The sequence below is a fragment of the Mesorhizobium sp. RIZ17 genome, assembly GCF_051127865.1.
In the GTDB taxonomy this organism is placed as follows: Bacteria; Pseudomonadota; Alphaproteobacteria; order Rhizobiales; family Rhizobiaceae; genus Mesorhizobium; species Mesorhizobium humile.
This window is the reverse complement of the sequence record NZ_CP147861.1, coordinates 4,232,770-4,258,282: the sequence shown is the minus strand read 5'-3', so window position 1 is coordinate 4,258,282 and position 25,513 is coordinate 4,232,770. Positions and strand designations below refer to the sequence as shown.

The 25,513-nt window shown below is 61.6% G+C and carries 21 protein-coding genes; 12 read left to right on the top strand and 9 right to left on the bottom strand.

Annotation, left to right across the window (positions count from 1 at the left end; genetic code table 11):
- Window positions 1-2 precede the first annotated feature (2 nt).
- Window positions 3-1,064 carry an ABC transporter permease gene (locus tag WDX12_RS20300; protein WP_320294844.1) on the bottom strand — a complete coding sequence of 354 codons (1,062 nt, stop codon included), beginning with the start codon at window positions 1,062-1,064 and terminating at the stop codon, window positions 3-5.
- A gap of 157 nt (window positions 1,065-1,221) precedes the next feature.
- The gene (locus WDX12_RS20295; protein WP_434725682.1) at window positions 1,222-2,199 is read right to left on the bottom strand and encodes a sugar ABC transporter substrate-binding protein; all 978 of its coding nucleotides are present in this window, start codon (window positions 2,197-2,199) and stop codon (window positions 1,222-1,224) included.
- Window positions 2,200-2,467: 268 nt separating this feature from the next.
- On the opposite strand from WDX12_RS20295, the gene WDX12_RS20290 reads away from it, so the two are divergent.
- The 4 genes from WDX12_RS20290 to WDX12_RS20275 all read left to right on the top strand — a co-directional run bounded on the left by WDX12_RS20290 (window position 2,468) and on the right by WDX12_RS20275 (window position 6,483).
- Window positions 2,468-3,691, top strand: coding sequence for an ROK family transcriptional regulator (locus WDX12_RS20290; RefSeq protein WP_320294843.1), 1,224 nt, complete (start codon window positions 2,468-2,470; stop codon window positions 3,689-3,691).
- Between the two features lies 1 nt (window position 3,692).
- Window positions 3,693-4,139, top strand: a complete 447-nt coding sequence (locus WDX12_RS20285; protein ID WP_320294842.1) for an RbsD/FucU family protein — start codon at window positions 3,693-3,695, stop codon at window positions 4,137-4,139.
- On the top strand, window positions 4,136-5,059 hold the full coding sequence (locus WDX12_RS20280) for a carbohydrate kinase family protein (protein ID WP_434721763.1): 924 nt from the start codon (window positions 4,136-4,138) through the stop codon (window positions 5,057-5,059). Before WDX12_RS20285 ends, WDX12_RS20280 begins: the two co-directional genes overlap by 4 nt.
- A 254-nt stretch (window positions 5,060-5,313) precedes the next feature.
- Window positions 5,314-6,483 carry a DegT/DnrJ/EryC1/StrS family aminotransferase gene (locus WDX12_RS20275; protein ID WP_434721762.1) on the top strand — a complete coding sequence of 390 codons (1,170 nt, stop codon included), beginning with the start codon at window positions 5,314-5,316 and terminating at the stop codon, window positions 6,481-6,483.
- A gap of 204 nt (window positions 6,484-6,687) precedes the next feature.
- Here the strand turns inward: WDX12_RS20275 and cysQ are convergent, their stop codons facing one another.
- From cysQ to cysD, 3 genes are read right to left on the bottom strand one after another with little or no spacing between them, the layout of a single operon-like run.
- Window positions 6,688-7,476: a 3'(2'),5'-bisphosphate nucleotidase CysQ gene (gene cysQ / locus WDX12_RS20270; RefSeq protein WP_434725681.1), complete on the bottom strand. Its 789-nt coding sequence runs from the start codon at window positions 7,474-7,476 to the stop codon at window positions 6,688-6,690.
- Between the two features lie 10 nt (window positions 7,477-7,486).
- Window positions 7,487-9,424 (bottom strand): sulfate adenylyltransferase subunit CysN, encoded by a 1,938-nt coding sequence (gene cysN, locus WDX12_RS20265; RefSeq protein ID WP_434721761.1) that lies wholly within the window; start codon window positions 9,422-9,424, stop codon window positions 7,487-7,489.
- Window positions 9,425-9,426: 2 nt separating this feature from the next.
- Window positions 9,427-10,332, bottom strand: a complete 906-nt coding sequence (gene cysD, locus WDX12_RS20260) for a sulfate adenylyltransferase subunit CysD (protein WP_246672342.1) — start codon at window positions 10,330-10,332, stop codon at window positions 9,427-9,429.
- A 457-nt stretch (window positions 10,333-10,789) separates the two neighbouring features.
- On the opposite strand from cysD, the gene WDX12_RS20255 reads away from it, so the two are divergent.
- The gene (locus tag WDX12_RS20255; protein ID WP_434721760.1) at window positions 10,790-12,082 is read left to right on the top strand and encodes an O-antigen ligase family protein; all 1,293 of its coding nucleotides are present in this window, start codon (window positions 10,790-10,792) and stop codon (window positions 12,080-12,082) included.
- On the top strand, window positions 12,079-13,023 hold the full coding sequence (locus WDX12_RS20250; protein ID WP_434721759.1) for an NAD-dependent epimerase/dehydratase family protein: 945 nt from the start codon (window positions 12,079-12,081) through the stop codon (window positions 13,021-13,023). Before WDX12_RS20255 ends, WDX12_RS20250 begins: the two co-directional genes overlap by 4 nt.
- Window positions 13,024-13,097: 74 nt before the next feature.
- Here the strand turns inward: WDX12_RS20250 and WDX12_RS20245 are convergent, their stop codons facing one another.
- From WDX12_RS20245 to WDX12_RS20235, 3 genes are all read right to left on the bottom strand, one after another.
- Window positions 13,098-13,634: a sugar transferase gene (locus tag WDX12_RS20245; protein WP_434721758.1), complete on the bottom strand. Its 537-nt coding sequence runs from the start codon at window positions 13,632-13,634 to the stop codon at window positions 13,098-13,100.
- Window positions 13,635-13,637: 3 nt separating this feature from the next.
- The gene (locus WDX12_RS20240) at window positions 13,638-14,549 is read right to left on the bottom strand and encodes a glycosyltransferase family 2 protein (protein WP_434721757.1); all 912 of its coding nucleotides are present in this window, start codon (window positions 14,547-14,549) and stop codon (window positions 13,638-13,640) included.
- A 92-nt stretch (window positions 14,550-14,641) separates the two neighbouring features.
- On the bottom strand, window positions 14,642-16,675 hold the full coding sequence (locus WDX12_RS20235) for a UDP-N-acetylglucosamine 4,6-dehydratase (protein ID WP_320294833.1): 2,034 nt from the start codon (window positions 16,673-16,675) through the stop codon (window positions 14,642-14,644).
- A gap of 594 nt (window positions 16,676-17,269) precedes the next feature.
- On the opposite strand from WDX12_RS20235, the gene WDX12_RS20230 reads away from it, so the two are divergent.
- The 6 genes from WDX12_RS20230 (at window position 17,270) to WDX12_RS20205 (ending at window position 23,290) form a co-directional block, all read left to right on the top strand.
- On the top strand, window positions 17,270-18,400 hold the full coding sequence (locus WDX12_RS20230) for a DegT/DnrJ/EryC1/StrS family aminotransferase (protein WP_434721756.1): 1,131 nt from the start codon (window positions 17,270-17,272) through the stop codon (window positions 18,398-18,400).
- Window positions 18,397-19,335 (top strand): glycosyltransferase family 2 protein, encoded by a 939-nt coding sequence (locus WDX12_RS20225; RefSeq protein ID WP_434721755.1) that lies wholly within the window; start codon window positions 18,397-18,399, stop codon window positions 19,333-19,335. The genes WDX12_RS20230 and WDX12_RS20225 overlap by 4 nt, the downstream gene beginning before the upstream one ends.
- Window positions 19,332-20,276 (top strand): WxcM-like domain-containing protein, encoded by a 945-nt coding sequence (locus WDX12_RS20220; RefSeq protein WP_434721754.1) that lies wholly within the window; start codon window positions 19,332-19,334, stop codon window positions 20,274-20,276. Before WDX12_RS20225 ends, WDX12_RS20220 begins: the two co-directional genes overlap by 4 nt.
- Before the next feature lie 50 nt (window positions 20,277-20,326).
- A complete protein-coding gene (locus WDX12_RS20215; RefSeq protein WP_434721753.1) occupies window positions 20,327-20,653 on the top strand; it encodes a hypothetical protein in 327 nt (108 codons plus the stop codon).
- 381 nt (window positions 20,654-21,034) lie between these two features.
- Window positions 21,035-22,174, top strand: a complete 1,140-nt coding sequence (locus WDX12_RS20210) for an acyltransferase family protein (RefSeq protein ID WP_434721752.1) — start codon at window positions 21,035-21,037, stop codon at window positions 22,172-22,174.
- 60 nt (window positions 22,175-22,234) lie between these two features.
- Window positions 22,235-23,290, top strand: a complete 1,056-nt coding sequence (locus tag WDX12_RS20205; RefSeq protein ID WP_434721751.1) for an NAD-dependent epimerase/dehydratase family protein — start codon at window positions 22,235-22,237, stop codon at window positions 23,288-23,290.
- A 40-nt stretch (window positions 23,291-23,330) separates the two neighbouring features.
- Here the strand turns inward: WDX12_RS20205 and WDX12_RS20200 are convergent, their stop codons facing one another.
- Window positions 23,331-25,199 carry a rhamnan synthesis F family protein gene (locus WDX12_RS20200; RefSeq protein WP_434721750.1) on the bottom strand — a complete coding sequence of 623 codons (1,869 nt, stop codon included), beginning with the start codon at window positions 25,197-25,199 and terminating at the stop codon, window positions 23,331-23,333.
- Between the last annotated feature and the right edge of the window lie 314 nt (window positions 25,200-25,513).

Below are 25,513 nucleotides of genomic sequence, written 5' to 3'. Positions count from 1 at the left end.
GATTATGCCGAAACCTTTCTGATCCATTGGTCGATCGCAACGGCGCCGATGATCAGCACGCCGGTGAGCAGCACCTTCCATTGCGGATCGGCGCCCAGCATATTGAGGCCCATCGAGACCACACCGACGATCATGGCGCCGAACAGGGTGCCGAGGATCGAGCCACGGCCACCAAAGAGCGATATACCGCCGATCACCGTCGCGGTGATCGCCTGCAGATTGTAGTCGGTGACGGCGGCGGACGGCGAAATCGAACCGTTGCGGCCGATGGAAACCCAGGCCGCGAAAGCGGCGATCAGCCCGGCAAGGGTGTAGACGGTCATCAGCACCTTCTTGGTCTGAATGCCCGACAGCTTGGCCGCCTCCTGGTCGTCGCCCACGGCATAGACATGGCGGCCCCAGGCCGTGTGGTTGAGAACGTACCAGAGGAGCAGCACGAGCAGGACCATGGCGATCACGCCGGCGGTCAGCACCGCGCTGCCGACCCTGAAACTCAGCGCGAACAAATGCAGCAGCGGAGCCTGGGTGTCGACGTCGGTGTCGCGGATCGTCTCATTGGCCGAATAGATGAAATTCGTGGCCATGACGATGTTCCAGGTGCCCAGCGTGACGATGAAGGGCGGCAGTTTCATGTAGGCAACGAGCAGGCCGTTGAGCAGGCCGCAAGCGGCACCGGCGGCAAGTCCGATGACCACGGCGAGCACGGCCGGCATGCCGTAGCTGACCGCGCAATTGCCCATGATGACGGCCGAGATCACCATGATGACCCCGATCGACAGGTCGATGCCGGCAGTCAGGATGACCAGTGTCTGGGCGGCGCCGAGAATGCCGACGATGGCGATCTGCTGCAGGATCAGCGTCAGTGTGTAGGATGAAAAGAAACGTCCGCCGATAGCGATGCCGAAAATGATGATCGACAGGACCAGCACGATCAGCGGCACCGCCGCCGGCGTGGAATGCAGGAAATGCTGTGCGCGTTTGACGAAGGATTTGTGCTCGTCGAAAGCGGCAACACTGGTGTCGCTGTCCGAGAGGACCTTCTCGAATTCCTGAGCTTGAGCCATGTTTTCTCCCCGTAGGGTGTCAGCCACTCGCCGACGCCCGTCCGCGCCTTTCCGGTCTGTCGCCGGGATTATTCGCGCTTATAGCGACACATCGTCCACCTGATGCGGCCGGGGATCAAGCCCCAGCCGCAAGCTTTATTAGCCATTCAGGCCAGCATCAGCCCCAGCACTTGGCAAGGCCTTCCTTGGTGTCGATCGACTTCACGCCCTTGGCCGGCTTGTCGGTGACGAGATTGACGCCGGTGTCGAAGAAGTTCTTGCCTTCGGTCGGCTTCGGCTTGGTGCCGTCCTTGGCATATTTGGCGATCGCCTCGATGCCGAGCGCCGCCATCTGCAGCGGATATTGCTGCGAGGTGGCACCGATGACGCCTTCGGTAACCGACTTCACGCCCGGGCAGCCGCCGTCGACCGAGACGATCAGCACCTGCTTTTCGAGACCGACTGCCTTGAGCGCCTGGTAGGCGCCGACAGCGGCGGGCTCGTTGATGGTGTGGATGACGTTGATGGTGTTGTCCTTCTGCAGAAGGTTTTCCATCGCCTTGCGGCCGCCTTCTTCGTTGCCGTTGGTCACGTCATGGCCAACGATGCGCGGATCGACCTCGTCGCCGATCTTGTTCGGATCCTTCACGTCAATGCCGTAACCCATCATGAAGCCCTGGTCGCGCAACACGTCGACCGTCGGCTGCGACGGGGTGAGGTCGAGGAAGCCGATCTTGGCGTCCTTGGCCTTGTCGCCGAGCGTAGCGGCAGCCCAGGCGCCGATCAGCTTGCCGGCCTCGAGATTGTCGGTGGCGAAGGTGGCGTCGGCGGCATCGATCGGATCGAGCGGAGTGTCGAGCGCGATCACCAGCAGGCCGGCGTCGCGGGCCTTCTTGACAGTCGGCACGATGCCCTTGGTGTCGGACGCCGTGATCAGGATGCCCTTGGCGCCGTCGGCGATGCAGCTTTCGATCGCGGCGACCTGGCTCTCGCTGTCGCCGTCGATCTTGCCGGCATAGGTCTTGAGATCGACGCCCAGTTCCTTAGCCTTGGCGGTGGCGCCTTCCTTCATCTTGACGAAGAAGGGGTTGGTGTCGGTCTTGGTGATCAGGCAGGCGCCGACGCCGGCGGCCGATGCCGACGAAGCGAACGCCATCAGACCCAGGCCGGCAGCCGCGAACACAGTGGACTTCAGCAGTGATTTCTTGGTCACGATTTCCTCCCAATGGAACTTGTTCCGGACGCCGGCCACCCGGCGTCTCAAGCGCATCCACCGATTTTCTCCCAGAGTGGACACACCTCAAAAAACACCAGTCCGCAACGGCTGTCAATAATTAAATCACTCTTATTTATTATTGACACTCTTGCGCTGTTCACTCATTCTAAACGAAAAGCATCGAGGGGAAACAGACGGGAGGAACAGGGTGGAGACCGGCATTGCGAGGCACGGTTCGCCCGAGGCTTTGGAAAGCCGGGTGCATCGCGGCACCAACCAGAGCGGCATGCGCGACCACAATGAGCGGCTCGTGCTGTCCCTTGTGCGTCAGCATGGCAGCCTGGCCAAATCCGACATCGCGCGCATGACCGGGCTGTCGGCCCAGACCGTGTCGGTGATCATGCGCGAGCTCGAGGAAGACAAGCTGCTCGTGCGCCAGGCGCCGCTGCGCGGCAAGATCGGCCAGCCTTCGATCCCGATGGCGCTCAACCCGGAGGGCGCCTTTTTCATCGGCCTCAAGATCGGCCGGCGCTCGGCCGAGCTCGTTCTGATCGACTTCCTGGGCAACGTGCGCGCCATGCTGCAGCATTCCTACCGTTACCCCGCACCGCGCGAGACCGTCGAATTCGTCACTGCCGGCATCAAGACGATGCGCGGCGAGCTGACGCCGGCGCAGGACAAGCGCATCGCCGGGCTCGGCATCGCCATGCCGTTCGAGCTGTGGAACTGGGCCGACACGGCCGGCGCGCCGCGCGAGATCATGGACGAATGGCGCCATCGCGATATCCGCGCCAACATCCAGGCGCAGTGCGAGTTCCCTGTCTACCTGCAGAACGACGCGACGTCGGCCTGTGGCGCGGAGCTCGTCTTCGGGCGGGCGGGCGGAGCGCGCGATTTCGTCTATTTCTACATCGGCGCCTTTGCCGGCGGCGGCATCGTGCTCAACGGCCGCCTCTACAGCGGGCCCAACGGCAACGCCGGCGCGCTGGGCTCGATGCCAGTGCCGGGGCCGGACGGCAAGCCGACGCAGCTCATCGACGTCGCCTCGATCGCGATGCTGGAAAAGGCGATCTCCGCCAAGGGCATCGATGGCTCCTATCTGTGGACCTCGCCGCAAGAATGGGGCGAAATCGGCCCCGATCTCGACGAGTGGATCGCCAGTGCCTCGCGGGCGCTCGCCTATGCCATCGTCGCCGCCTCGTCGGTCATCGATTTCGAGGCGGCGGTCATCGACGGGTGGATGCCGCTCGATGTGCGGCGCCGGCTTGTCGATGCCGTCACGGAAGCGATTGCCGGCATCGATGCCGAAGGACTGAAGCTGCCTGTCGTGCGCGAGGGAACGGTCGGCATCCATGCACGCGCCATGGGCGGCGCCAGCCTGCCGCTCTCCGAGCGCTTCCTGATCGGACCGAACACGTCCGGGGGCGCCTGACATGCTGATCGGCATCCCGTCGCTGCTCGGGCCACAGTTCCTGGCGACGCTCAGGGCGATGGGTCATGGCGACGAGATCGCGATCGTGGACGGCAATTATCCGGCCGAGGAGCAGGCGCGGCGGCTGATCCGCGCGGACGGCCACGACGTTATAGCCGTCCTCGACGCCGTGCTCAGCGTGCTGCCGGTGGACGAAGCGGTGCCGGAGGCATTGTTCCGTGCCTCGGTGAAGGGCGACCCGGCGCTGGCCGACCCCGTGCATCGCGAGATGGAAGCTGTCTGCGCCAGGCGCGCGCCGGGCCATAAGGTAGTTGCGCTGGCCGGGCCCGACTTCTATGCACGCGTCAAGGCCGCGCACGCAATCGTGGCGACCAGCGAACCCAGGCTCTTTGCCAACATCATCATCCGCAAGGGCGTGATCCATCCGCCGGAGACCAAGACGACATGATCCTTTGCTGTGGCGAAGCCCTGATCGACATGCTGCCGCGTACCACGACGGAAGGCGAAGCGGCCTTCGCGCCCTATGTCGGCGGCGCGGTGTTCAACTCGGCGATCGCGCTCGGCCGGCTCGGCGCCCCGGCAGGCTTCTTCTCGGGCCTCTCCTCCGACCTGTTCGGCGGCCAGTTCCGCGAAGCGCTCGGCGCCAGCAAGGTGAGTTCCACCTATGCGCACACCTCGCCGCGTCCGACGACGCTCGCCTTCGTGCGGCTCACCAACGGCCAGGCGACTTACACCTTCTATGACGAGAATACCGCCGGGCGCATGCTGACCGTCGAGGACCTGCCGAAGCTCGGCGCCGAGATCGAGGCGATGCTGTTCGGCGCCATCAGCCTGATCTCCGAACCTGCCGGATCGGCCTATGAGGAGTTCATGCGGCGCGAGCACGAGAGCCGGGTAATGATGCTCGACCCCAACATCCGGCCGAACTTCATCCCGGACAAGGCAAAGCATCTGCGGCGCATCCGCGAGATGATGGCGATGGCCGACATCGTGAAACTCTCGGACGAGGACCTTAAATGGTTCGACGAGGCCGGCTCGCATGAGGAGGTGGTGCGCAACTGGCTGGATCGCGGACCCAAGCTGATCGTCGTCACCCATGGCAGCGAAGGCGCCGTCGGCTACAGCAGGTCGCACAAGGTCACCGTCATGCCGCGGAAGGTGAAGGTGGTCGACACGGTCGGCGCCGGCGACACCTTCAATGCCGGCATCCTGGCATCGCTGCATGAGCAGGGCCTGCTCACCAAGGCCGCCATCGGCGACCTGCCTGAAGAAGCGATCCGCAAGGCGCTGGAGCTTGGCGCCAAGGCGGCGGCAGTGACAGTTTCGCGAGCCGGCGCCAACCCGCCCTGGCGGAACGAAATCGACTGATCCGGCGGCGGGATGGGCGTGAGACTGCCCTCCCCGGCCGATCACTTTATGTTTCCCATCGATGGGACGTCGCGATAAGGCAAGCCGCGAAACACCCCTCAAAGCTCGGATTTCAGGCTTTTTCAGGCATTGCGCCGGCAAAATCCGTAACGGGTGCGACACATAAGCAATTTCGCCTGGCCGCCACCGGCTTTCTCAGCCGATCCAAGTCTGTTACCAGCGGGCCGGTTTTTACAGGCAGTTTCGAGGCCGACATGCAGTTCATCGATCTTGGCGCGCAGCGCGAACGTATCCGCGACCGGCTGAAGGTCGCCATCGACAAAGTCGTCGAGGAAGGCCGCTATATCCTCGGCCCGCAGGTCACCGAATTCGAGAACAAGCTCGCGGCCTATGTCGGCGTCAAGCATGTGGTCGCCTGCGCCAACGGCACCGATGCCCTGCTGCTGCCACTGTTTGCCGCCGGCATCGGCCCGGGCGATGCGGTGTTCGTGCCGAGCTTCACCTTCGCCGCGACGGCCGAGGTGGTGGCGCTTGCCAAGGCCGAGCCTGTCTTCGTCGACGTCGACCGCGATACCTACAACATCGACATCGCCAGCCTCGAGGCGGCGATCGCGATGATCAAGAAGGAAGGAAGGCTGAAGCCGAAGGCGATCATTCCTGTCGACCTGTTCGGTCTTGCCGCCGACTACGAGGCGATCATGGCGATCGCCAAGCGCGAGAACCTTTTGGTGATCGAGGACGCCGCCCAGTCGATGGGCGGTTCCGCCGATACCACAGCGATCGGCGGTTCCGCCGACGCCAAGATGTGCGGCGCCTTCGGCCATGTCGGCTCGACCAGTTTCTATCCGGCCAAGCCGCTTGGCTGCTATGGCGACGGCGGCGCCATGTTCACCAATGACGGCGCGCTGGCCGACAAGCTCCGTTCCTTCGCCTTCCACGGCAAGGGCGAGACGCAATACGACAATGTCCGCGTCGGCATCAATTCGCGCCTTGACACGCTGCAGGCGGCGATCCTGATCGAAAAGCTCGCCATCCTCGAGGATGAGATGGTGGCGCGCCAGGTCGTGGCCGACCGCTATGCCAAGGGCCTCGGCGATATCGTCAAAGCGTCGCGCAACCTCGGCCACGGCCGCTCGGCCTGGGCGCAATATGCGATCGAAACGCCGAAGCGCGACGGGCTCAAGGCCCATCTCGGTGAAAAAGGCATCCCGTCGGTGATCTACTACGTGAAGCCGCTGCACGAGCAGGTAGCCTACAAGGATTATCCGCGCACGCCGACCGGCTTGGCTGTGTCGGAGGAGTTGCCGAAGCAGATCCTCTGCCTGCCGATGCACGCCTATTTGAGCGAAGCCGACCAGGACCGGATTATCGAGACGATCAGGAATTACATCGGCTCGAACTCGGCGCATGTCGCGGCGGCGTAAGGTCGGGACGTCGGCGCGAGGCACCCCCCTCTGCCCTGCCGGGCATCTCCCCCGCAAGGGGGGAGATCAGCAGCTTCAGCGCCGCATTCACCCACCTAACGCTGGCGATTGGCGAAAGCCGACGCGACGGCCAATCTCCCCCCTTGCGGGGGAGATGTCCGGCAGGACAGAGGGGGGTGTGAAGAATCTCGGAGCAGGCAGGCTTCAAGCCGACTCTGTTGTTTTCCCCGTCGCAATGAAATGCGGATTGGCGAAATCGCTGTCGCTCGCCTGGTTGCGCTTGCCGTAGACGAGCGGCTGGCCGTCCAGGGTGCGCGTCATGCCGCCGGCGGCGCGCAGCACTGCGTCGCCCGCCGCTGTATCCCACTCCATGGTACGGCCGAAGCGCGGATAGACGTCGGCTTCCGCAGCGGCGAGCAGGCAGAATTTCAGCGACGAGCCGATCGAGACGATCTCGGCGGCGCCGAGATCGCGGATGAAGGCATCGGTTTCAGGCGTGTTGTGCGAACGGCTGGCGACGACGGCGAGCGGCGTGCCCCCTGCCCGCACCGTGATCGGCCGGCGGCCGAGAACGCGATAGTCGGCATCGACCTCGAGTGACTCGGCCTTGCCGGGTCGCCCGGAGAAAAAGCGTCCCGTGCACGGCGCGAAGACGACGCCGACTTCCGGCGCGCCGTGGCGGACCAGCGCGATGTTGACGGTGAAATCGGTGCGGCGGTTGACGAATTCCTTGGTGCCGTCGAGCGGATCGATCAGGAAGAAGGCGCCGTCGAGATCGGGCGTTGCGATGCCCGCCGCCACCTCTTCCTCGGCCACACAAGGGATGTCCGGATAGGCGGCGCGCAGGCCGGCCAGGATGATCTTCTCGCTTTCGCGATCGGCTTCCGTCACCGGCGAAGCGTCGGCCTTGCTGTCGACGGCGCAGCCTTCGTGGAAGACACGCATCACCTCGCGCCCGGCCTCGAGCGCCAGGCGCTCGAAGACACCGAGCATCGCCTCGTCGTCAGATACCGCCGCCATTGTCGTATTGGTCTTCGGCGATGTCGCGCTCATTCAGCCAGTGCTCCAGGGCTTCCGCCATCTCCTCGGGCTTCTTGCCGAGCGTCTTGAGGTGGACTTCCGGATTCAGCGGCGCTTCATAGGGCGAATCGACGCCGGTGAAATTCTTGATCTCGCCGCTCAAGGCGCGCGCGTAGAGACCCTTCGGATCGCGGCGGGCGCATTCCTCGAACGGCGTGTCGACGAAGACCTCTACGAACTCGCCCTCGGCCATCAGCTCGCGCGCCACGCGCCGTTCGGCGGCGAAGGGCGAGATGAAGGAAACGATGACGATCAGGCCGGCATCGGCCATCAGCTTCGCCACCTCGGCGACGCGGCGGATGTTTTCCACGCGGTCGGCGTCGGTGAAGCCGAGATCGCGGTTCAAGCCGTGACGGACATTGTCGCCGTCAAGAATGTAGGTGTGGCGCCCGGACGCGAACAGCTTCTTCTCGAACAGGTTGGCGATGGTCGACTTGCCGGAACCCGAAAGCCCGGTGAACCAGAACACGGCCGGGCGCTGGTTCTTCAGGTCGGAGCGGCCACGCTTGCCGACGTCGAGCGACTGCCAATGGATGTTTTCGGCACGGCGCAACGAATGCAGGATCATGCCGGCGCCGACCGTGGCGTTGGTGATGCGGTCGATCAGGATGAAGGCGCCGGTGGTGCGGTTCTCGGCGAAGGGATCGAAAGCGATCGGCGCGCGGGTCGAGAGGTTGCAGACGCCGACCTCGTTGATGTCGAGCGACTTCGCCGCCTCATGCGCGAAGTCGTTGACGTTGACCCGGTATTTCAGATCGGTGACGGTGGCGCTGACCTGATCGGTCTCGGTGCGCAACACATAGGAGCGGCCGGGCAGGAGCGCCTGCTCGTCAAACCAGACGATGTTGGCGGCGAACTGGTCGGCGACCTGCGGGCGTGCGGCCGGCGAGACCAGCAGATTGCCACGCGACACCTCGACCTCGTCCTCGAGAACCAGCGTGATCGCCTGGCCGGCGACCGCCTCCTCGAGATCGCCGCCCTGCGCGACGATGCGCTTGACCCGGGACGCCTTGCCCGACTTGGCGACCACGACTTCGTCTCCTTGCGAAACCGTGCCCGAAGCGATGGTGCCGGCGAAGCCGCGGAAATCGAGGTTCGGGCGGTTCACATATTGGACAGGAAAGCGGAAAGGCAGCTCGACGGCGGCCTCGTCGACCGACACGTTTTCGAGATGCTCGATCAGCGACGGCCCGGAATACCAGGGCGTGCGCTCCGAGCGGCTGGTGACGTTGTCGCCGAAGCGCGCCGACATCGGGATCGGCACGACACTCACGAAGCCAAGGTCTTTCGCGAACTCGCCATAGTCGGCGACGATCTGGTCGAACACGGCCTTGTCGAAGCCGACGAGGTCGATCTTGTTGACCGCAAGAACGATGTGGCGGATGCCGAGCAGCGAGGCAATGATCGAATGGCGCCTGGTCTGGCGCAGCACGCCCTGGCGTGCGTCGATCAGCACGATGGCGAGATCGGCGGTCGAGGCGCCGGTCGCCATGTTGCGCGTGTACTGCTCATGGCCGGGCGTGTCGGCGACAATGAACTTGCGCTTCGGCGTGGCGAAGAAACGGTAGGCGACGTCGATGGTGATGCCCTGCTCGCGCTCCGCCTCCAGCCCGTCGACCAGCAGCGCGAAGTCGATGTCGTCGCCGGTGGTGCCGTGCTTGCGCGAATCCTTCTCGAGCGCGGCAAGCTGGTCCTCGAATATCTGCTTGGTGTCGGAGAGCAGCCGGCCGATCAGCGTCGACTTGCCGTCGTCGACCGAGCCGCAGGTGAGGAAGCGCAGCAGCGACTTCTTCTCCTGCGCGGCCATGTAGTCGCGGATCGAATCGGTCGGGGCGAGGCTCTTGGCCATGATGTGGCGCATTATCAGAAATAACCCTCGCGCTTCTTCTTTTCCATGGAGCCTGCCTCGTCGCGGTCGATGAGGCGGCCCTGGCGCTCGGACGTGCGGGCGGTCAGCATCTCGCCGACGATGGCTTCCAGCGTGTCGGCATCGGACTCGATCGCGCCGGTCAGCGGATAGCAGCCCAGCGTGCGGAAGCGCACCAGCCGGTTCTCGACCGCCTCGCCGGGGCGCAGTTGCATGCGGTCATCGTCTTTCATGATCAGCATGCCGTCGCGCTCGACCACCGGCCGTTCCTTGGCGAAATAGAGCGGCACGATCGGGATGTTCTCCTGCAGGATGTACTGCCAGATATCGAGCTCGGTCCAGTTGGACAGCGGGAAGACGCGGATCGACTCGCCCGGCGCGATGCGGGTGTTGAAGATCTTCCACATTTCCGGCCGCTGGTTCTTCGGGTCCCAGGCATGCTGGGCGTTGCGGAAGGAAAAGATGCGCTCCTTGGCGCGCGACTTCTCCTCGTCGCGGCGGGCGCCGCCGAAGGCCGCGTCGAAGCCGTATTTGTCGAGCGCCTGGCGCAGCGCCACCGTCTTCATCACATGGGTGTGGGTGTTGGAGCCATGGTCGAAGGGGTTGATGCCTTCGCGAACGCCATCCTCATTGACGTGGACCAGGAGGTCGAAGCCGAGCTTCTGCGCCATCTGATCGCGAAAGGCGATCATCTCGCGGAACTTCCAGGTGGTGTCGACATGGAGGAACGGGAAAGGCGGCTTGGCCGGATAGAAGGCCTTCATCGCCAGATGCATCAGCACGGACGAATCCTTGCCGACCGAATAGAGCATCACCGGCTTGGAGAAAGACGCCGCGACCTCGCGGAAGATGTGGATGGATTCGGCCTCGAGCCGCTGCAGATGCGTGAGCGCGATATTCATGGAGCGTCGAGCATTCTTTCGTGCCGTCGAGCGGAAATCTTGCATTGCAGGCGCAATTCCATGCCGCCCGGGCGCAGATTTCACTTCGGACAAACTGTTTCGTGCGGGCGTTCTAACAGATCGGCGCCGCCGATAACAATGCAAGACCCGCGCGGCGCAAGGTGATTGGAGAACGAATTTTCCAAGCACAGCCGGCAAAGCGGAAAATCCTGCCAGAGCCACCGAAAACGCAGGAAGCGGGCAAAGGCCTTGGCATCCAGGGAATTGCAGGGCTCCCCGATCCTCGCCGGATCGGGGGATTTCCGCCGCAAGATTGTCGACCGCACTATCGCAGGGCGGCGCCAGCCGCTATACGGGCTCGGGGAACGGGCAAGGCGCGGCAAACGGAGATCGGCGAGGCGGCCTCTGGCTGGCTCCGTGAATCCGGGCGCAACCTGGAAAATTGCGAAGCAAGCATTTGAACCCGTTTACAACGCTCCGGCGCCACCTCACGCCCGCACAGATCAACATCTATTTCTCGATCGCCTGCTTCTTCTCACCGCCGGTGCTTGGATCGCTGGTCAGCATCACCTTCAATGCCGGTGGTGTGTGGTCCGCGATGCTGCTGGCTGCGAAACGGCGGCGCCTCAACGTCGACCGGCCGATGCTCGCCATCACGGTGGCGATCTATGCCTATTGCGCGGCGATGGTTCTGGCTTCGATCGTCAACGGCACGCTGGCCGCCGATTTGCGGTTTTTCCTGCCGCTGGTCACCTTCCTGCTGTTCCCCATCTCCTATTCGACCTGGAGCATCACCGAGAAGAGCGTGCTGGCACGCATCGCCATTCTGGCCAGCACCGCGGCCTGCTTCGGCGCGCTGGCGATGGCCGTGTTCCAGTATCATCGGCTCGGCGTGAGGGCGGAGGGCGGCGCCGGCAATCCGATCGTCTTCGCAACCGTTACCTGTCTCGCCGTCATGACATGCCTTGCCGGCGCGCTGTCGGGCATCGAGAAACGCTGGAAGCTGCTGGTCCCGGCGGCGATCGCCGGAGCCATTGCGATTGTCTATTCGGGATCGCGCATGATCTGGGTGGCCGTGCCGATTGCCGGCATCGTCGTGCTTTTCATCAACCGCCGCCGGTTCACCGGCGCCAGCCTGGCGCGCTTCGTGGCGATCGGCGTCGTGGTCGCCCTTGTGATCGCCGCCATCGGCTCTCACGCCATCCTGGATCGAGCCGACTTCCTGGTCAGCGACTGGGACGCGCTGAACGCCAATGGCGACCATTCGACGGCGCTCGGCCTGCGCGTGGCGATGTGGGAAATCGGCTTCAGCGCGTTTCGCGAGATGCCGATTTTCGGGCATGGCATCTCGGCGAGCCGGGCGCTGATGAAGCAGGGTTTTCAGGACCAGTACGGCCTGAGCCAGGGTTTCAGCCATTTCCACAATGGCTTCCTGACGGCGCTGGTCGAGGCCGGCCTGCTGGGGGCGCTGACCCTGGCGTCGATTTTCGTCGTCGCCGCCTGGAACGCGGCACGGACGCTGCGCCTCAGCGTCGACCCGGTGGAGCGGTTCGGCGCGACAATGGTCCTTGTCGCGGTCATCACCTATCTCACCGGCGGAATGGCCGGCATCCTCGTCGGCCACGACATCCTCGACGCCACGCTGATGGTGTTCCTGATCTCGGGGACCTACCTTGCATCCGGGCGGACGGTGGCGCCGACCGGGAAAAGCGCGCCTGCGACGGCGCCGGACGCCAGCCGACACCCATGAAGGTCCTGGTCACCGGCGCGACAGGCTTCATTGGACGCCGGGTCGTCATCCGGTTGCGCGAGACCGGATTCGACATACGGATAGCCTCCCGCCTCCCGCAAGGGCTGGCCGGCGCGGACGACGCCGTCGCGCTGCCCGCCGCCGATGCGCCGCGGGAAGCCTTCCTGGCGCTGACGCGCGATGTGACGCATGTCGTCCATTGCGCGGCGCTCAACAACGACCGTGGCGCCGGCGCGGCCGACTTGCGGACCATCAACGCGACGCTGACCGGCCGGCTCGCCCAGGCGGCGGCGACGCGCATCGACGGCCGCTTCATCTATCTCTCCTCGATCCGCGCCGTGGTAGGCCCCGGTTTCAGCGGCACCATCAACGATGCCACGCCCCCTGCCCCGCAATGCGCCTACGGGCGCTCCAAGCGCGAAGGCGAGATCAAAATGCTGGAGGCTTTCGCGGCGTCAGGGCACGGCGGGGCGGCGGCGCTGCGGCTACCGCCGGTCTATGGCGAAGGCATGAAGGGAAATCTGCGTGGGCTGATGCGGCTGGCGGACACCGGCCTGCCGCTGCCAGCAGCCGCCCTGACGGCGGTTCGCTCGCTCGTCTCGCACGACGCCGTGGCCGCCGCCGTGACGCATCTTCTGACCCGCCCCGTGCCGCCGCGCCCGACCTATGTGCTCGGCGACGCCTCGCCGGTTGCGATGTCCGAAATCATCAGAGCGTTCCGGCGCGGATACGGCCGGCCGGCGCGGCTTCTGCCCCTGCCTGCCTCGCCGTTGCAGCTGTTGGCAACGTTGGTTGGCCGGCGGGCGTCATGGCAGGCCTTCATGGCGACGCAGATCTGCGATCCGTCGCTGCTGGTCTCGGAAGGCTGGGGGCCGGAAACCGATACGCTCGGCCGGCTCGAGGAGCTGGCTCGGCAGGGGAGCGGTTCGCCGTTTCCGTGAACGGTCAAACGCTCTATCCCTTTGTCTTGCGCAATTCCGGACGGAAAACCGCTTACACTTTTCCTGGAATTGCTCTAGGCGCGAAAGACCGTGCCCAGCAATATCTTGAGGTCCAGACCGGTCGAGGCGGCCTTGACGTAGGCCGCATCGGTTTCCGCGCAAAGTCTTGGATCGGACATATCGATCCCCTTGATCTGCGCGAGCCCTGTGATGCCTGGAAGCGCTGTGAGCACGCCCAGTTCCCTGCGCCGCTCGATCAGTTCCGCCTGTGTCGGCAGGCATGGACGAGGGCCGACAAGGCTCATCTCGCCCTTGAGCACATTCCAGAGCTGCGGCAATTCGTCGATCTTGGTTGCGCGCAGAACCTTGCCGACCGCTGTGACCGAACCGGCCGGCGCCTCGTGTGTGGGCAGCGACGGCGTTCCCCGATGCATGGTGCGCAATTTGCGGCAAGCAAAGAGGGCTCCTCCCCGGCCGACGCGGACCTGCGAAAAGATGGCGGGGCCGGCCGACGTTGCCCGGATTGCCAGCATCGCGACAAGCAGGATGGGAGCCGCCACCACCAGCATCGGAACAGCGACCGCCAGGTCGAACGCGCGCTTGGCCGTCATGGCTCAGATCCGGCGCCAAAGGAAAGCGACGTAGAGCCCGAGCGTGCCCATGAATGTCTGCCGGTAGACGCCGCTTTTGTCGAGCAGGCCGAAACGCTTGAAGATGTTGCCTTTGCGCGCCCTGATGAACAGGCGAAGGCAAAGTGCTGCATCGCGCGCGATGAGCTCGCGGTTGACGGCGAGGCCGCGCAGATTGCTGTCCGTCCAGGTGGCGAACTGACCCTGGAACAGACGCCCCAGCCTTGAAAACCTCGCCCTCCACGAGACATTGGCGCCGACGAGGTTTGCCGCGTGCTGGCGGTATCTCACCAGCGGCCGCGGCTCGTAGCGGACCTTGCCGTCGGCGGCGGTGACGATGAGATAGGCCCACCAGTCATGGCTGACGAATTCGGTTCTCGCCGATGCTTTCGCCAAAAGCTGGCGTGCCGCGCTGTTGAAGAGCATCGTGTTGCCGCCGGCGATGCTTTGCACCAGCGCATTGCGGAAGGACGGGGGGCGACGAAACAGCGGCGAATAGCCGGCCGGAACGCCGGTCTGCGAAATGGTCGCCGTGCGCGAGCAGAACAGGAGCGGCGTTTCCATGTCCTCTCCCTCCATCCAGCGGATGGCGCTCTCCAGCCGATCCGGCTCCCAGACATCGTCCTGGTCGCAAAAGGCGTAGTAGTCGGCGTCGATGCGCGCATCGATGATCATCGAGCGGAAATTGGCGGCGAAGCCCCTTTGCGGGCCCTGCAAAAGTGTGAGCGACCCCTTGGTCCAGCGGGATCGCCACGTCTCGACGATTGCGGTCGTGGCGTCCGACGAGCCGTCGTCGGAGACCCAGAGATCGACGAGCGGCCAGGACTGTGTAGCCAAGGATTCCAATTGTTCGCCGATATATGCCGCGCCGTCCTTCGTGCCCATGAGAACGGCCACGCGCTGATCTCTTCTGGTCACGGCTTTGGAGTCACTTGCCAGAAGGGTGCTTGAACAGGTTTCAATAGCCAATTGCGGGCGTACGGCACAGGTTAACCGACCTGTCCGGCCGTTTTCGGCACCACCTCTTCGCGCGCGCCGCGAATGTCTTCTTCCGCCCCATAGAGTCCGGCAAGGATGGCAAGCGCGGCGGCCTTGTCGCGATTGTGCATCGCGGCCACCAGCGCCGGCAGAACCGCCTCGATCCTCGGCCATTCAATGACGCCGGTCTTGAGGCCGAAGATCTTGGCGATGTCGAGCTTGACCACCTCCTCGTTCTCGGCGTGCAGCGCCTCGTGCAGCTTCTCGCCGGGCCTGATGCCGGTGAAGCGGATCGGAATGTCGGTGTAGGGGCTTTTGCCAGCCATGCGGATCATGGTCTCGGCGACTTCGAGGATCGGCACGGGCTTGCCCATGTCGAGCATGTAGATGGCGTAGTCATCCGCGCCCCGGCGCCGCTCGGCGTCGGCGGCCGACATGATGACGAGGTCGACGGCCTCGGCCACGGTCATGAAATAGCGGGTCATGCGCCGGTCGGTGATGGTCACCGGCCCGCCGGCCTCGATCTGCGCCTGGAAGATGGTCGCCACCGAGCCGTTGGAGCCGAAGACATTGCCGAAACGCACGGCGATGAATTTCGTGCCCGAATGACGTAGATCGGAGACGCCGGCATGGCCGTTCGCCGCGCCGGCGCGCGGCTGCGGCGACGTCGCCTGGGCTTCATGCAGCGAGGAGACGACCTGTTCGGCCGCCCGCTTGGTGACGCCCAGCACCGAAGTCGGGTCGACGGCCTTGTCGCTGGAAATCAGCAGGAACTGCGGCACCCCGCATTCGGCGGCGATCTCGGCGCAGGCGAGCGTGCCGAAGACATTCGTCTCGATCGCGGCTTCCCAGTTCTCCTCGAGCAGCGGCACGTGCTTGAGCGCCGCGGCATGGAAGATGATCGCGGGTTTGAACTCGCTGACCAGACGCGTCATGTGAGGCCGGTCGGTGACGTCGACAATGCGGCTGGTCAGCCGGTCGCGGTCGCCATCGTCGGTCTGCTGATCGAGCTGGAAAATGCCGAACTCGGAATTGTCGGCCACCAGCACCGCCTCGGCGCCCAGCTCCAGCGCGCGCTTGACGAGCACGCGGCCGATGGAGCCGGCACCGCCTGTGACCATGACGCGCTTGCCGCCGACGAAAGCGCCGATCCGCGTGGTGTCGGTGGCCACCGCCGAACGGCGCATGATGGTCTCCATCTCGACGGCATCGAGGACCAGCTTGCCGCCCTGCCCCAGTTCCGACAGGCCGGAAAACTGGACGACGCCGATGCCGCTGTGGCGGGCAATCCGCACCAGCTCGGCATAGTCCTCGATCTCGCGCTCGACCCCCTGGCCGAAGATCAGGAGGTCGAGGTTTTCCGTGCCCTTGACATAGTCCTCCAGCACTTCGACCAGGCGCGCCCGCAGCGCCACGACCGGAACGCCCTGGATCTGCGTGCCGAGCGGCGCCTCGCTCTCGGTGGCCATGATGCCGGCGATCGCGTATTCGGCGGGCTGGGCCGTGCGGGTGAAGCGGACGATCAGGTCCGCCTCGCTCAGCCGACCGATGAACAGTGCCTGTTTGGTCGAGGCATCGCCGGTGGCGCGGCGCAAAATGCGCCAGCTCGCGCCGTCGCGCAGGAAGCGATAGTAGAGCCTGGGCGCCGAAATGATGGTGAAGGAGACCAGGAAGAAGACAATGAACTGGCGCTCGTTGAGGCCGGCGACCGGCTGGAAGAAGAAGCGGAAGCCGAGCGAAGCCAGATAGAGAACCACCGTGAGGCTGCCGCAGCCCTTCAGGATATTGAAGAAGTCGGGCGTGGAGGCAAAGCGCCAGACGGTGTTGTAGAGACCGCAGGTGCGGAACAAAAGATGGGCGATGAGCACGATGAGCGCCCAGCAGGCCAGCCCACTGGCGGAGAACGCGTCGAAGGAAAGCCGCGACTGCGACAGGATCAGGCTAAGCGCCACCGCGACCAGGACCATGACGAGATCCTGGATCATGATGATGGCGCGCCGCATCCTTGGTCGGATACCCGATACGGCTTCTACGTATGCAGTCATTGGGTAGTACTGAACTCCAGGCGCCGGGATATGACTGCCAGAACAGCGCCGGACCGACCAGCGTCCGCCACCACTCTGGATTGCAAAGTCCCCAACCCCTTACCCGACTATCGCCTTAGCGCGGAGAGGGCGGGAGAGCCAGAGGTTTTTTGGGTGCATATGCGGTTGTGCAAATAATTTGTCTGGAAGCTGCAACAACTCAAGCCGGACTTGTTGGTCGCTTCAGAAAAGCCGCCGGAAGACACCCAATAGGTTCTGCTAATAAATAGCGCAGGATCGCGATTCGGCTTCACTAAGCCGCCATAAGCTTGTTGCAACGGCTATGCACGAAGAGACCAACGCTCAAAGGTGGTCGAGTGGCGTCGCTCACGGCGGCGCCGATCAAGCCTGCGGAGACGGCATTGACCAATACCGCAGCTTACCACGCTTCGCAAAGCAGTTGCGGCTGAGCCGGAATCTCAATAGTTGTGGCTCTGGTCTTGGCTTTCCCGCAGTGCCCTCGATGCAAGTATCGTCAGATGTGGTGCATCGGCAGCAGTTGAATTTTCTGGGTGTTTTGCCACGCAAGGATGCCGGAATGGATAAGAGTTGTTGATGACAACGCCCAATGCCGTTCCGATGAACGATCTCAAGCGCCTGTACCAGCGCTACGAGGCCAAGATCGCGCGCGAAGTGGCGAGCACGTTGCAGTCCGGATGGTGGCTCAACGGCGCGGCTGGGAAGCGGTTCGCTGCGAACTTTGCGAAGTTTGTAGGAGCCGCCAATTGCATCCTTGTCGCTAACGGCACGGACGCCCTTGAACTCGCCTTACGCTCGATCGTCGGACTCGATGATGCGCGCGGACGCGAGGTGATCGTGGCTGCCAATGCTGGGGGATATGCCAGTTGTGCCTGCTGGCACAACAACCTCATTCCACATTACGTCGACATCGAACCAGAAAGCCAACTTGCAAGCGTCCAATCCGTGCTGCAAGCGGTGAGTGCCGACACGGCTGCGATCGTCGTTACCCACCTTTACGGCGGGGTGGTCGACGTTACCGCTGTTCGGGCGGGACTTATCGCTGCCGGCATGTCGCACATACCGGTCATCGAGGATTGCGCCCAGGCGCACGGTGCCAGCATCCGGGGTGAGATGGCTGGGTCACTTGGAGACATCGCCACTTTCAGCTTCTACCCGACCAAGAATCTCGGCGCGATGGGTGACGGTGGCGCGGTCCTGACCTCCAATCCAAGACTGGCAGACCGCGTTCGTCAGCTTCATCAATATGGCTGGAATTCCAAATATCATGTGGGCTTGCCTGGAGGGCGCAACTCCCGCATGGATGAGGTCCAGGCCGCGATTTTGGATGTACTTCTTCCGGATCTGAACAGCCGCAATGAACAACGCCGTGCCGTCCTTGCCCGATTCAAGGCCGCTGCCGGGGGGCGGCTCAAATTCCTCGACGGCGGCGCCGGCGCGGTTGCGCACCTTGCGGTCCTGCTCTGCGATGATCGGGATGCATTCCGGGCGTTCATGAAGGACCGCGGCATCGACACCGATATTCACTATCCCGTGCTCGATTGCGATCAGGTCGGTTGGGCAGACCTGCCCATGAAAGGGGTGCAGAACCTCGCGATCTCCAGGGCAAGCATAGGCCGTCTTTGTTCCGTCCCGTGCTACCCGGACATGTCGAATGACGAGATCGAGCAAGTCTGCAAGGCCCTCGGCGAATGGGAGGCAATGTGACAGCGCGTTCCATTGTTTTTCCCATCTATCGAAACGAGGCGAACATCCCTGCCCTGATGCAGGCGGTTGCCGGCTTTCACGGCAGGTACCAAGGCGATATCGAGTTCGTCTTCGTCATCGACGGATCGCCGGATGCATCCGGCGCGCTGCTGATCACGGCTTTGAAGGATACCGACTACGACTACAAGGTCATCTTCCACAGTCGCAACTTTGGCTCCTTCACGGCCATCAGAACCGGGCTTGAGCACGCATCGGGCAAGTATGTGGCTGCAATGGCGGCCGATCTTCAGGAGCCGCCGGAACTCATCGTCGAGTTCTTTTCGATACTGGAAAGAGACGCGGCGGACGTCGTGTTCGGCAAAAGAGCGGGGCGAGACGATCCGCTTTTGACGCGGTTTCTTTCCCGGGCGTTCTGGGGCGTTTACCGCAGGCTGATCCTGCCCAGCATGCCAAGCGGGGGCGTCGATATTTTTGCCTGCAACCGCCAGGTGCTGGAAGCGATCCTGTCAATCGAGGAACCGAACAGCTCGCTTGTCGTGCAACTGTTCTGGGTGGGCTTCAGGCGGGAATTCGTGCCGTATCACCGCCGCGAACGGGAGCACGGGAAAAGCGCCTGGGGCATGGGGCGCCGGCTCCGGTATATGATGGACTCGATCTTGTCGTTTTCCGACTTTCCGATCGTTCTTACACTCTGGGTGGGGATTGCCGGCTGCATTCTCAGCCTCGTGTTTGCGGTAATCACCGTCGTCGCCCGCTTGCTTGGCAAGATCGACCCGGCCGGGTACACGACACTGGTGCTGCTCATCGTGGGATTTGGGTCGGCGATCCTCGCGGTGCAGGGCATCCTGGGCTGTTATCTTTGGCGAGCGGTTGAAAATACCAAATCGCGCCCACTGCGGATAATAAGTCGCATTGTCGATGGGACGTCTGCATGAACGACAAGACCTTTTTTGTTCATGACCGCGGCATCTGCGAAAGCACGAACGTCGGCGACGGCACACGCATATGGGCATTCGCCCATGTCCTTCCGGGTGCCGTGATCGGCGCCAATTGCAACATCTGCGATCATGTGTTTGTCGAGAATGATGTGACGGTCGGCGACGACGTCACCATAAAAAGCGGCGTTCAGTTGTGGGATGGCGTGCGCATACGCAACCGCGTCTTCGTCGGGCCCAATGTCGCATTCACCAACGACCGCTTCCCGCGCTCGAAGCACTATCCGGAGACGTTTCTCCAGACGATCGTCGAGGACGGCGCTTCGATCGGGGCCAATGCAACGATCCTGCCGGGAATAACCATCGGCCGCCAGGCAATGGTCGGCGCTGGCGCCGTGGTGACCAAGAATGTGCCGGCCAACGCCGTGGTCGTCGGAAATCCGGCCGTCATCGTCGGCTATCAGACCGGTCCCCAGGTTGAACCGACCATAATGCAAGCGACACCCGGCGCTGCCGGCGACAGGATGGCGTTGGACGTCGGCGGCTGCGAGCTCTGGCGGTTGCCGCATTTCAGCGACCTGCGCGGCGAACTGGCCCCGCTCGAGTTCGGACGGAACCTGCCCTTCAAGCCGTTGCGCTCGTTTCTCGTCTATGGCGTTCGTTCCGACAAGGTCAGGGGTGAGCATGCGCACCGCCAGTGCCACCAATTCCTGATTGCCACCCATGGCCGCCTCTCGGTGGTCGTCGATGACGGCCGCGACAGGAAGGAAGTGTTGCTGGCGGATCCCTCGATCGGTCTCTACCTGCCGCCCGGGGTATGGGGCATCCAGTACAAGTTCCAGCCGGATACGGTTCTGCTGGTCATGGCCTCGCATCCATATGACGCAAGCGATTACATCAGGGACTATTCGGATTTCCTCGCGACAGTCCAGGCCGGATGAGCACTGAACGGATAGGCCCGGATGCGCTGCGTTTTCTTGCGGCGGGCGGGTTGAACACCGCATTGACGAGCGCCGTCTACTTTGCCGGGCTGACAGTTCTGTCGTCAGGCGTTTCCTACACGATCGCCTGGCTGGCGGGCCTCGCATTCGTGATGGCGTTCTATCCGGACCGCGTCTTTCCAGGCGGGCGTACCGGCTTCGCGGACCGGCTGGCGGTCGGCGGTTCGGTCGGCGCGGTGTTCGTGGCCGGCCTGGCAACCCTTCATCTTCTCGAGCGAGCGCTGCAAAGCCGCACGGCGGCCTTCTTTGCAACGCTTGCCATCACGACGACGCTCAATTTCCTGGTTTCCCGATGGATCCTGCGCAGAGGCTGCTGATGCGCTGAGCCGGGCGGCTATCAATCTCTTCGCGATCTTTGTCGCAATGTACTTTTCCGAGCTGGCGTCCGTTCGCTGTCCGTTGACGAGGAGGTAGCCGGCGGCGGTTGGCGATCTCGATCTATCAAGGTTTCCCCAGCACCGGATCAGGCTGAGCGCCACCACCGACCATGATAATGGCGCACCGCATCCTCGGACCGACCAGCGTCCGACACCGCTCTGGACTGCAAAATCCCCAACCCCGTCACCCGGGTATCGCCTTAGCGCGGCGAGCAAGGTTTTTGGAACATTTGGTTGCAGACATTTTTTCGGACAGCTTTTGCTTTGCACTGCATGCGCCATCACGGTAGAAGCGCCACTCATACGAGAAGGACGCCGCTGTTGCAGATTGAAGGGCAAGGAAAATCCAGGCTAAAATACCTGAATGCCCTGAGAGGTTTGGCTGCGATGTGGGTGCTGATGGAGCACACCGCTCTCAGCCTATCACCAAGACTGTACGTACCTGGTTGGCTCGATATGTTCGTTGTCAGCGGGTCGATGGGTGTTGAGCTTTTTTTCGTTGTTAGCGCTTTCTCACTCTGCCTATCTATGCCTGGACACGCCCAGGAAAAACGCCCCCTCATCGGCTTCGCTTTGCGCCGCTTTTTCCGGATTGCGCCTCTGTTTTACTTGGTTATGATCTTGATGATCATCCGGTATCGCGAACACCAATTTGGTGAAATCCTCGCAAACATATTTTTTGTTTTCAATTTTATTGATGGATATCAACCGTCGATAGTTCCCTCGGGTTGGACCATCGGAATTGAGATGCCGTTCTACCTCGTTTTTCCCTTCATTTATGCGCGTGTGAGAAATATTTGGCATGCGGCAGCAGCAGTCGCGCTGTTTATCGTCATTGGAAACATTTATCAGCTGGCCCTGCCAGCGATAGTCGCCACCCCGAGCAATTACATTCTCTACGCCGCAATTCACAAATTGCCTATTTTTGGATTTGGGTTGCTTGCATTCCATCTGGCTCCATACCTGGAAAATAACCCTGAAAAGCGGTCCATTGGTGTTTTTTTGTTATTCTCATCGATAGCAATATTCATGATGATCCAGTCAGGACGATCTGCACTTATTGAGCCATACTACTGGAGAGGCGTGATGTTCTGCCTGGTCGTTCTTGGATTTTCCGTCGCTCCCATGCCGGCGCTGATAAACAACTGGACAGATTGGTTGGGAGAGCGGAGTTACAGCATCTATCTCGTTCACGTTCCTGTCATTTTGCTATTGCAGGGCGCAATCAGAGCTATCGAGTCGTCCATACCACAGTCGATGTCCTACCTAGTGATACTGATCATGGTCGCTTCATGCGTCATTGCCGTGTCTGCCACGACCTATTCTCTGCTTGAGCGGCCGGTGAATGACTACGGGCGCAAAATCGCCCGGCGGCTAGCCGGCGCACCAACGGTGGCGCGATTGGCAGCAATTGATGGCAGCGATGCCCAGCGGCCGACCGTCTCGGTCCGTAAGGCATAAGGCGAGTTCCCGCTGGAATGCCATCCCACCACAACTGAAATTTGATAAGGAGGCCTATGAATGCATGGAGTTTGCTTGGTTACCGGTGGGGCCGGTTTTATCGGCTGCGCAATATCGGACAAATTGGCACAGAAATTCGACCGGGTGGTCGCCATAGATAATCTTCATCCTCAAATTCACGCGGTGCGAGAACGGCCGAAGGCGCTTTCGCCTCACGTCGAATTGATCGTGTCGGACGTGACGGACACCTCTACTTGGGATGACGTCCTAACAAGGCATCGTCCAGACGTGATCGTTCATCTCGCAGCGGAGACCGGGACAGGGCAGTCTCTCACGGAAGCTACACGCCATGCGCTTGTGAATGTCGTTGGCACAACGCGAATGCTCGACGCGCTTGCAAAGGCCAATCACGTCCCATCTCGCTTTGTGCTATCATCGAGTCGCGCGGTTTACGGAGAGGGTGCCTGGAAGGACAGCGCGTCTGGAGCCACGATTTATCCTGGACAGAGGTCCAAGGCCCAGCTCGAGGCGAGGCAATGGGATTTTCCGAACGCGACGTCGTTGTCGATGAGTGCCAGACACACGAGGCCAGATCCCACAAGCGTCTACGGGTCGACTAAACTCACTCAGGAGCAGGTTCTGCGGGCTTGGACGCTTTCGTTCGGTTCGGTCCTCAATGTCCTGCGTCTTCAGAATGTCTACGGACCGGGGCAATCGCTAACGAACTCCTACACCGGGATCGTTTCCTTGTTCATCCGGATGGCCAAGGAAGGACGATCGATACCAGTCTACGAAGACGGAGACATCGGACGGGATTTTATCCTGATAGACGATGTCGCGAATGCAATAGCCGAAGCCGCCGATGCCGATCTGCCAAAAGCCGAGGCATTCGATATCGGAACCGGCGAAAAAACCACAATTCTTCGGCTAGCTGAAATCATTGCGAAAAGGTACGGGGCGCCAGCACCGCAAATTACCGGAGCGTTTCGAAACGGGGATGTGCGATGTGCCGTGGCCGACATAGCCGACACGACAAAAGCCATGCGTTGGCGGCCACAGTTCCCGGTCGAAAAGGGCATATCGATCCTTGGCGATTGGATCGACACACTTCTTTAAGTGGTTACGCCTCGACGCTCATGCGCCGAGGCGTCCCACGCTAGAAGTGGAAGCGAGAAGCCAGTCGTTGGTATAATGGGCGGGCATACCGCGCCAGCGCCGGGTACCGGAAGGTGGCACTGCGCCCTGCAGCGTACAAAAGACGTCGAAACGCCTGTTTGACTGTTTCGCCTGCGTATCCTGACCTTTCCCATAGTGTCAGCATATGATTCTGCCAGCGAAAATCACCGTTGGGAAAATGTGATGACAGTTGCCGATGTTTGTATTCCAGCATCGCATAATTGTGTTCGGCCTGGTGCGCGCACATTACTACTATCGTGCGGAATCCAGCGTCCTGCGCAACATAGGGAATCAGGCGTTCGAGAACATGTGCCAGGCCGCCATCGACGTGATGGGGCTCGGCATTGAAATCGTCATACTGCCACTTTCTTTCGAACAGTTTCCGCAGAGCCTTAGGCCTGAACCAAAACATCGTCCCGAAGGCGCCGACCGGCGTGTGTTCATCGAAAGTCACGTTCAGCTCAAGTTCCTCAGCAATGCTCTGTGCTTTGGGACGATTAGCAAACCAAGCGTGCCCGAGCGTCGGATAGGATATGTGAACCAGCGGGGGTATAGCGAGGCCTAGACTGGGCGAGCGAGCGAACAGCGCCATCAGGTGTTCGACATATCCCTGGCTGTTTAGCAAATTATCGAACATGTGGCGCTTGAAGAGATTGCCTCGAGACGCAAAGACTTGCGGAGACTTTTTGGTATGAAGCCGACAGACAAGATCATACCGATCATCCAAAAAGAACTCGCGGCAATCGATAAACAGAGACGCCATATCACGCCCGCGATTTTGCTTTACAACTAGAACGAACGCGTTCTTGATCGACGTTTCCGAGCGAATTCGCTCTTCTATCTCAGCTTTCTTTTCAACAGAGCTTGTCGTGGCGATGAAATCATAGCCGTGGGGAATATGCCTTGCGTGAGACAAAATCTCATCAAGCATCTCGGTGTAATAAACATGTGCGCAGACCGCTATCCGCAAGCCGCTGTCACTAGTTCCTTCGGAGATATCCGGCAAGACACGAATGAGAGACGCGTTTGTTATCAGAGTGCCGAGCGTCGATGTCCTTAGAATGTTCGTCCAGATTTGCTCAACAGGATAATCCGACGTCTCTTCAATTATACGTAGTGCGCGGGGAAGATCGACAGCATTTTGTTCTAGAAACATCGGATCGTGGAAAAATAACCGCCGCTTTAATATAGGAGAACGCCGAAGCAGAGATTCGTCAACGTCGATGAACGCCGGATAGTCCGACCAATTTTCATCCGCATTGAGATAGACCCTCATCGAAAAACCGAGATCTGTGAAATGCTTCGTGAACCGGCTTTCGTGCTTAAGTATGGAATCGGTGTAACTTTCAATTGGCGACATGGAACGCCAGTACGACTCGAACTCGCTGGACGTCGCCATCTTCTTCCGGACCGCGATGAAATGCGAATTCAGGTGCATGGGCAAAACGCCAACCCCCGTGAACGGGTTCGGAGTCATCTCGCGATGTGCGGTCATCCCCCAAAAGTCACAGGACGTGGCGTCCATGTAGTCAAACATTTCGGAGAATGGATAAATTGGACCATAGAAGGTATGATTTAGAAGGATGACTTCATCCCACTGCCCGAGTTTGCCAAATCCAACGTGTTCCAAGGCAGCCTTATATGCCCATACGTCAAAGCCGACATTTTCGCGGATCAGAATGTCATCCACCAAATCGACAATTTTTGAACGCGATTCGGTTGTAATCGGGCCATTGCTGACGAACACGATCGTGGAGACATTGGATCGAAGCCCGCCTAACAGGGTCACCATATAGTCGTCTATGATGCCGTCCTTGTCGTAAAAGAAGGCAATTGCTAAGCGCCGCATCCAGAAGTCTCCAGTTCACTCGAAACGACAAGGCTCGTGTTCAACCGCAGCCTCGGGCCAACCTCCCTCCCAACCCCGCCGGGTAGATACAACACGAAACCAAAGAGTGCCACCGAAATGCTGTCGTATGAGACCCGGCCGATGGCAAATAAGAAAATGATAATATGACGAAACACGCCCTGCTTATCCTTGGCGCCCCAAGGAGCGGAACATCGTATATATCTCAACTCCTTGGGACAGCTCTTAACGGGCTTCCGCGATATTCGCTTCCAGCCAATGTGCTTAATGAGGCAGGTTTTTGGGAACCCGCGCGA